Origin of the sequence: Streptococcus suis YS161, assembly GCF_002760245.1 — a bacterium.
GTDB lineage: Bacteria > Bacillota > Bacilli > Lactobacillales > Streptococcaceae > Streptococcus > Streptococcus suis_I.
The window spans coordinates 1-7,952 of sequence record NZ_ASCA01000042.1; the positions used below are offsets into that span (position 1 = coordinate 1).

The window sequence follows — 7,952 nt, forward strand, 5'->3', positions numbered from 1 at the left end:
CATAAAGAAAAAGTAGTGACTACTCTCTCCCGTCGGAGATTTCCTCACTACTAATCTTAGTATGTTTTTGACCAGTCGAGTTCTTTCTCACTCCTACTTCTTCAGTTGTTTATAAATCAAGCCTGCGCTTATCAAGGCACAGCCGATGGCGTAAATCCCAAAGGCACCTGTTGGGGTTGGGTTTAGTTTTTCCAGATAAGTTGGCAAGATAGCAGATGTCGCACCGCCGATATTGCAGCCCATAAGGACGATTGTCATGACCGCATTGAGCAAGGCCTTGGGTGCACGGTCTGTTACCTGACTAAAGACAATGGTTAGAATGATGCTGTAGAAAAATCCTGACACCATACCACCGAGTCCCAACACCCAGAGATTATCCGCAAAGGCAATGCCGACAACCGCGAGTCCAAATACCACGTAGGAAACAGCTAAAAGCCAACCCTTTAAACGACTAACCAAGCTACTAAAGACCGTCCCAGCCACAATCCCCATGACCTGCATAAGACTGAGAATGAGACTGGCTTGCTGAGCAGTACCAATGCCCTTAGCTAAAACAATCTGAGGAATACGAATGGTCAGGAAGGTATTGACATTGATAACAAAGAAGGCTAAGAATGCCAGATAAATTCCCATCATCCACATGGTCCTGTCCAGTTTGACCTTGGGCGCGTTCTCCTCAACCTTTACCTCCATGCGAGCCAGCAATTCCTCCTTGGGAACAAAGAGAAGGAAGAGAGCCAAGATAACTAAGGCGAAAAGGTAGACCAAGAAGGCAGGTTGCCAGCCAAACTGGGTCAACCAACCGACAAGAAGGGTAAGCCCTGCACTTCCCAAAACCTCTGCTGAACCACGCAAGCCCATCATCTGCACCCGCTCCTGACCGGTGAAAAAATTACCGATGATATTAATGGCACGTGCATTGATCAAACCAATCCCCAAACCAAGCAAGATACGAGCCAAGAAAATCAGAGGATAAGTAGTTAGAAACATGGGCAAAGCTCCGCCGATGGCCATAAGCAAAAGCCCTACAATGATAATCTTTCGTTCAGACAAGAAACGGACAACCAAGCCATTCATCAAGAGGGCAGCCATAATAGCAAAGGAGGTCACTGTGATTAAGTTTTCTACCTGACTAGCTGCTATTCCCTGCTGAGCAAAATGCTCAATCATCTGTGGAATAGCTGGCGAGACAGCAAATGTCGAAACCAGCATGGTGGATAGGGCCAGCAAACTGGCTTTTTCTAAAATTCTTTTCATTTTTCTCCCTTTCAACGTTCGTCTTTTACTAGTATAGCAGATTTAAAAGCGAATGGATAGAAAAGTCCGACTTTTATTCTCTCCCATTTCATGCTATACTTATCTTAACTATATTCAAAGGAGAGAATCATGTCTGTTATTGAACGATTGACAAAAGCTGCCCATTTGATTGACATGGATGACATCATCCGTGAAGGGCACCCAACCCTACGCCAAGTCGCTGAAGAAGTTGTATTTCCCCTATCTGATCAGGAAATTATTTTAGGCGAAAAAATGATGCAATTCCTCAAACATTCGCAGGATCCAGTCATGGCGGAGAAGATGAAACTCCGTGGCGGAGTTGGTCTAGCAGCACCTCAGATTGACGTTTCCAAACGCATCATTGCTGTCTTAGTCCCAAATCCAGAAGATGAGGAAGGCAACCCACCTACCCAAGCCTACTCCCTCCAAGAAGTCATGTACAACCCTAAAATCGTAGCACATTCTGTCCAAGAAGCGGCTATGGAAGGGGGCGAAGGCTGCCTATCTGTTGACCGCGAAGTCCAAGGCTACGTAGTCCGCCACGCGCGTGTAACTGTAGATTATCAGGACAAAAATGGCAATTCCCACCGCATCAAACTCAAAGGCTATAATGCCATCGTGGTCCAACACGAAATCGACCACCTCAACGGTGTCATGTTCTACGACCGCATTGACCCAGAACACCCATTTGCCGTTAAAGAAGGCATGTTGGTAATTGAATAAACACAAGAAACTGACTGAAAAATTTTCAGCCAGTTTTTCTTTTTTTATGAAAATAGCAGAGCTAACTGCCTAAAAATTTCCTGCCCATCCAAGACTAGATCTTGAAAGAGGAGGTAGTCCAGCAGAGACAGCAAACCAGCTAGTAGGATGAAAACCACTAGGCGATTTGAAAACCGAACTTGCAAAAGATGGTTGAGACTGACTAGCACAATTTCCAAGACAAGCAAGCCAAGCACCATCCACAAGAGATACGGAGCATTGGGCAGGAACCAAGCCCAGAGTTCTTGTCCCCTCAGGAGTTCAAGAAAAATACCGTGCTCCGAATGCGAAAGCAAGATAAGGCCATCTTCCAGATAACCGATTCCTCCGACCAGACTATTGACTAGGAAAAGACTAGCTAGAAAGAGCATTGTAAAACAAAGAGTCTGGCCCAGTCCCAGCAACCACTTGGTGAGTAGAACCTTGCGCAAATCCACAGGCTGGGTCTGATAGAGACGCCAGTTTTTCCCTGCAACCTCCACCGCCTTACCCCGACTGCCAAGCCAAACCGCCAGCAAGAGCACCAACAAATAGGCTGGACCATCAAAGAGAGAGCGTAGACTGCCGATACCTGACAGGTCTCTGGAGCGGTCCCAAGAGGGATCGTCTACCGGAACCAAGGCATCATTTGTGTCAAAACGATCTTCCAAGCTGGTCAAAACGACATCCTTGCCCCGCTTTGTTGCTGGCACCCCAGCCTCCATCAGCTGCTGCCAATAATACTGACTGACCTGATTGCGGGTCTGGTAACGGCGAAGATTATCCACCGTCTGGCTGGCCCCAATATCACCATTGGCAAAAGCCTTCTCCTCTCTAGCCCATAGATAGACCTGCTCTGCCTCCAGCATAGCAAGGTGACTGGCCGGCAGAGCCTTGGAATTGTCCTGATATACCTGCCATTGCTTGACATAGAGATCTTTATAGATATGGTATTCCTGTAAAAGCTCCACTCTCCACTCCAACTCCTCCTGATAGCTCGCGTCCTCTTTGACCAACTGCCTCAGACGGTTGATTTCCGACTGCAAACTCTCCACATAGACCTCATCCTGCTCATAGGACCGGGCAACCAACTCCATCGAAACCCTCTCCTCCTTGGCAACCTCTTGCTTTTGTAAGCCCGTCAGTAGGGAAAATAGCAGAGCTAGGAGCAAGTTGCCTAAGACGAGCCCTTTCCAAGAATTGAGCCGACTAAGGATGAGAACATCAAAAGACCAAACCTTTTCCAAACGCCCTGTGTCTAACTCCTTCTGATGCCCCACGGTCAGGACCAGCCTTTTCTTTTCTGTCAGCAGATAATAAGCAAAGAAAAGCCCAATGGTCAGCAGGAGCAAGACATCCACCTGTATAAAGACCTGTGAAAATACAGCTGTGTCTAAAAAACTCGGAAAGGCAAGCAAGGGCAGAATTTGACCTGACCAACCAGCTACTGCACCCGCCTGATAGGAAAGCCCCAGAGCCAACAGTAACCCTGTCATCACAAAAATCAGCCGACTGGCTAACAAGTGGTCCAAAAATCCAAAAAGTAGGCGAACAGCTAGGAGTAAGATTAGCCAAAAACCAAGCAAGATAAGCCCGTAAAGCCAAGAGCCTATCAACTGACTCTGACCCAACATCTCAACAGGAGCTTGAAAACTAGATAGAGCCAACTGACCTGTCAGCCCATCATAGACCAGGATAAAAAGTAAACCTATCCCCACAGCCAGCAAAAGCGAAAGCAAGGAAGCAACCAAACGCCTGACCCCCTGCAAACTCAGACTATCCCATTGTCGCAACTGCCAAACTTGATGAGCCAGTGTCTTTTCAGCCAGTTGATTGGCAAGTAGAAAACCAAGCACTAAAAATACAGGAAGAAAACCAAACAAACTTTCTAAGTAGGCTTGAACAATACGCCCTGTTGACCAGGCTTGATTTTCAGGACCATCAGGCAATTGGTAGGCAAGTAACCAGTCATTCCATCTGGCCAATCGCTCAACTTCACTAAGCGTCAAGGATTGTCGCGTTTGAAAAAGCTGCCGATTGCGGCTGATAAAATAGTCCAAATCCTGATACATGAGTTTGCGGTAGTTGGGGATAGCTTCAAACTTCCCCTCATCTAAGGCCTGACCGATACTTTCAATATCGGATTTCAAGCCCAGCATTCGTGGTGCTTCTTCTGACCCCTCTTCAATTTTTATATCTGCCAAGACACTAGCCAATTCACTCAGTTCTTCTTTATAGGTTTCCACATAGGCCGCTTGATGGACTTGCCTTTGTGAGATGGGAAGGTCGGCCAGACCTAGAAAACCTAGTAAGAGCAGGCAGTAGAGAGGCGACCAGAGGATTTTCTTGATTTCAAAGTTCAGCCTCATGTCCCCTCACCACCTTCCTCTACATAGAGATCTCGATAGAGGGATTCCATATAGTCGCTGGCTTTTGTAATCCCAGCCACCTGCTGGATTGGAATACGATCCAAACAATCCAGTAAATCTCGCTCGGGTAAGAAGATTTCCACCAGACCCTGCTCAGCCTTTTTCCACAAGAGTTGAGGATAATCCCGTAAAAACTCCTGAACCTGCTTGGAGTTTTCCACAGCAAGATGGTAATCATAATCCGCCGTCAACTCCACTTCTGTGGCAATCAACTTGCTGGCCTTGAGAAAATAAACCTGATTGGTCAGCTTCTCGATCTCCGACAGATGGTGGGAAGAAAGCAAAATGGCAACACCCTCTGCCTGTAAATTCAGAAGAAATTCCCGCTGCTGGATGATATTAGTCGGGTCCAAGCCGATATGGGGTTCATCCAGTAACAGGAGCTTAGGCTTGGGAAGGACAGCCATGGCAAAGAGCAACTTCTGCTTCATACCCATGGAATAGCCAGCCACCCGCTTTTTGACATAGTAGCCCATCCCCAATTCTTCCACCAACGCATCCACTTCCTTCTTCCCCAGCTTATGGGTGGCAGCCACATAGGTCAGATGGTCATAACCCGTCAACTGTGGATAAAGGGCTTGGGCATCCAACATGACAGACATGTCCTGAAAAATCGCTCGGTCAGTACTGGGCCAACCATTGATGGTTACCGACCCTCGCTCAGCGGTTTCTGTATTGCTGATGATATTTAGGAGGGTGGATTTTCCCACACCATTGGGACCTACTAGGGCCACCAAGTCCCCAGCTTGCAACTCAAAGGACACATAGGACAAGACCTGGTGGGCACCGTATCGCTTGCAGACATCAACTACTTTTAGCATAGAAACTCCTTTCTTGGGGAAATGGCAGAGCGGAACAACAGCCCATCAGCTTATTATTAGCTAGACTACTTCTTAAAAGCCTTATACAGCAAATAAAGCCCCACAAGAAAGCCTAGACTAGCAGCAGGTTTTAAAAATAGCACATGAATAAATGAATTTAGCCAGAGCCAAATCTCTCTATCTACAATCTGAATCGGGTCCATATGAAACAATAGGACACTACACGAAAGAACAATGACACTACTTAAAAATAAAGTACTTTTATCAATCTGTTTCATTAGGTTACTCCTTTTCATAACTGACTAATTCCAAAGTCTACACCCTTGGAAGCTATTCAATATAATAACAATAACATTTTTTATTTAAACAAACAAGTAAAAATAAGTATTGCTTTGACAAAAAGAGAAGACTGTTATAATCTTCTCTAGCATTTGTATATTGGTTATCCCCTTTAATTAAACACCATCTTACTTTTCTGCTATTGCCCCCAGAAAATAGATACTAACCATTCAGAGATAAGGAAAGCCACAAACATAACAATAGAGCAAGAACCTGTTGTCAGAGTTATCCTTCGACTCAGGCATGTTGATAAAGCATCACTAATTACTAAAGAACATTATATCAGAGCTTTTTATTCCATATTCTTCCAAATTATACTCAATTCTTTCCTCTGTATCGTAAGTATATTTTATCATCTTTTGAGGAAAAACATAGAAATAATCTTCACCACGCTTTGTAAAATAATAATAGCTACTGCCACCATCTAATTTGATAGTTTTTTGTTTCCCTGTTTTCACATCAACAAATGTAACTAGGTTATCTGCGACCTCGGTCGAATCATGACCAACCTGTAAGATATTGTTCTCCTTATCATAAGTTAGATACTTTGGATAGGGATTTTCCAAGGAAATCTCCCCTAACTCCATAGTAGATAGATTCAGAGTCTGAATAGATTTTCCACCTGATTTTATATCCCCATATAAATCAACTTCCAACCATTGAGAAATATAGAGAATCCCATCACCATAAGCTAAATTGAACCCTACATTTCGACGATTCTCGTTAACATCTAAACTAATCTTTTGTTCGAGCTCTAACTCCGTATTTAAAATCCATAACTCAAATTTTATACGAGCACTAGCATCGTCTTGTATACCAATTGTCGCATACACTTTATCCCCAACAGCTATTGCATCATAGATACATTGTTGACCCCTTGCAGATGAGTTCGAAAACGAGACACTCTTTTCCACTCGCAAATCTTCTTTATATTTGATTAACTGAACATCTTCCATAGTAACAACTATGCCATAGATAATTCCCTCCTCACTAGCAGTAAGGACTTCACCCTTAGGCTCTCCCGGATTGGTCTTTCGAGTCCTTGCAGTAAGAGTTTCCTTATCTAAGTCATATAGAAAAAAATTTTTCCCACCATAGGAGGCACTTGAACCTAGCACTCTGTTTGAAAATTCAAAAGTATTATAAAAATAGAAACTAACCTGATCTGGTAAAACGTTAGCGACCTTTCCTACTTTCTCAATTGCATTCCCATTCCACTTAAATGCAACTAAATTTTGACGATCCGAAAGAACAAAATCATAATCTTGCTTTGAAGACTGCTTTGTGCACCCACCCATAACCAGTAACAAAGGTAGGAGAAATATTATCCATTTTTTCATAGTTACTCCTTACTTCCCTAGTAACGACGATAAATAAGCTTAGTATTTGGATGATCTCGAAGTTCAAATGGATGGATAGCAGGCCCCCAGTCATTTAAGCTAATATCTGCCTTATTCCCTGCAGTATCACGAAAAGAAGCCCATACAAGCTGAGAGCAATAATACTTATCTCGTCTCCATACATCATAAAAATTACTGTTATAAGGCTTACCAATTTGTCCAGCAGCACGTTCTGCAGCTGCTTTATCTTCAGCAACAGTAGTCGTTGTAACCGTCAGTTCCCAAACATTTTTACCTGCCTCTACCTTCCACTCACCACTATGTGCTCGAACACCTGTTTCCTTATTTGCCTCAATAATCTTACCATAGTATGGATGTGCACCGGTAATACCTGCATGACCATGATTGATGACTCCAGAAAATCTAGCATCAGTAACAGCTACCAGACCAGGTCGCCACGACCAAGCACCGAAACTTGCTCTCTCATAGTTTTTCGGATCTGGTTCTACAGATTTTGGGGTTTCTTTCTCCCACTCTGCTATCTCCTCTGGTGTAAAGGCATCTGTTTCGGTGATAATAAGCTCACTTTCAGGAACAGATTCAGCTGCTTCAGCCAATACAGCAGGAGCTAAAGTTAAATTTACGCTAACAATAGAAAACAAGAGAGCTGCATTTATGTATTTCTTTTCATGATATTTTCCTTCTTTCTTTTTCTACTAACTTAAGTACTCCTACCCCACCAGATGAGTTGCCGGTTGAGTTTCAAATGGATCTTCTTCTGGCAGACCAAAAATACGAATGACCGAGATAAGTAAGACCAATATAGCAATTGTCATATATGTAACCTTCTTTTTCATCCTTCCCCTCCTCCTCTCTGATGGGATTTTACTTGAATACATCAACTCCTACCAAGAATATCGTTTCCGTTTTTCCTTTCTACCCGATAGAAATTGATGTATATTTTATACCATTATGATATACTATTTTTACAAATATTGTTTATT

Annotated in this window: 8 protein-coding genes; 1 reads left to right on the forward strand and 7 read right to left on the reverse strand. The window is 43.7% G+C overall.

What is annotated here, in order from left to right:
* Positions 1-93: 93 nt before the first annotated feature.
* On the reverse strand, positions 94-1,257 hold the full coding sequence (locus SST111_RS05710; protein ID WP_099810324.1) for an MFS transporter: 1,164 nt from the start codon (positions 1,255-1,257) through the stop codon (positions 94-96).
* Positions 1,258-1,386: 129 nt separating this feature from the next.
* Here SST111_RS05710 and def point away from each other — a divergent pair, with 129 nt between their 5' ends.
* Positions 1,387-2,001: a peptide deformylase gene (gene def / locus SST111_RS05715; RefSeq protein WP_099810325.1), complete on the forward strand. Its 615-nt coding sequence runs from the start codon at positions 1,387-1,389 to the stop codon at positions 1,999-2,001.
* Between the two features lie 44 nt (positions 2,002-2,045).
* On the opposite strand, the gene SST111_RS05720 is transcribed toward def, so the two are convergent.
* From SST111_RS05720 to SST111_RS12395, 6 genes are all read right to left on the reverse strand, one after another.
* Entirely contained in the window at positions 2,046-4,388 is a 2,343-nt protein-coding gene (locus SST111_RS05720) for a hypothetical protein (protein WP_099810326.1), read from the reverse strand.
* Complete coding sequence (locus tag SST111_RS05725) at positions 4,385-5,269, reverse strand: ABC transporter ATP-binding protein (RefSeq protein ID WP_099810327.1); 885 nt, start codon at positions 5,267-5,269, stop codon at positions 4,385-4,387. The genes SST111_RS05720 and SST111_RS05725 overlap by 4 nt, the downstream gene beginning before the upstream one ends.
* Before the next feature lie 65 nt (positions 5,270-5,334).
* Positions 5,335-5,547: a hypothetical protein gene (locus SST111_RS05730; protein ID WP_074391627.1), complete on the reverse strand. Its 213-nt coding sequence runs from the start codon at positions 5,545-5,547 to the stop codon at positions 5,335-5,337.
* Between the two features lie 321 nt (positions 5,548-5,868).
* Positions 5,869-6,948: a hypothetical protein gene (locus SST111_RS05735; RefSeq protein WP_099810328.1), complete on the reverse strand. Its 1,080-nt coding sequence runs from the start codon at positions 6,946-6,948 to the stop codon at positions 5,869-5,871.
* 17 nt (positions 6,949-6,965) lie between these two features.
* Entirely contained in the window at positions 6,966-7,610 is a 645-nt protein-coding gene (locus tag SST111_RS05740; RefSeq protein ID WP_180274030.1) for a YiiX/YebB-like N1pC/P60 family cysteine hydrolase, read from the reverse strand.
* Positions 7,611-7,679: 69 nt separating this feature from the next.
* Positions 7,680-7,805, reverse strand: coding sequence for a hypothetical protein (locus SST111_RS12395; RefSeq protein WP_257211785.1), 126 nt, complete (start codon positions 7,803-7,805; stop codon positions 7,680-7,682).
* Positions 7,806-7,952 lie beyond the last annotated feature (147 nt).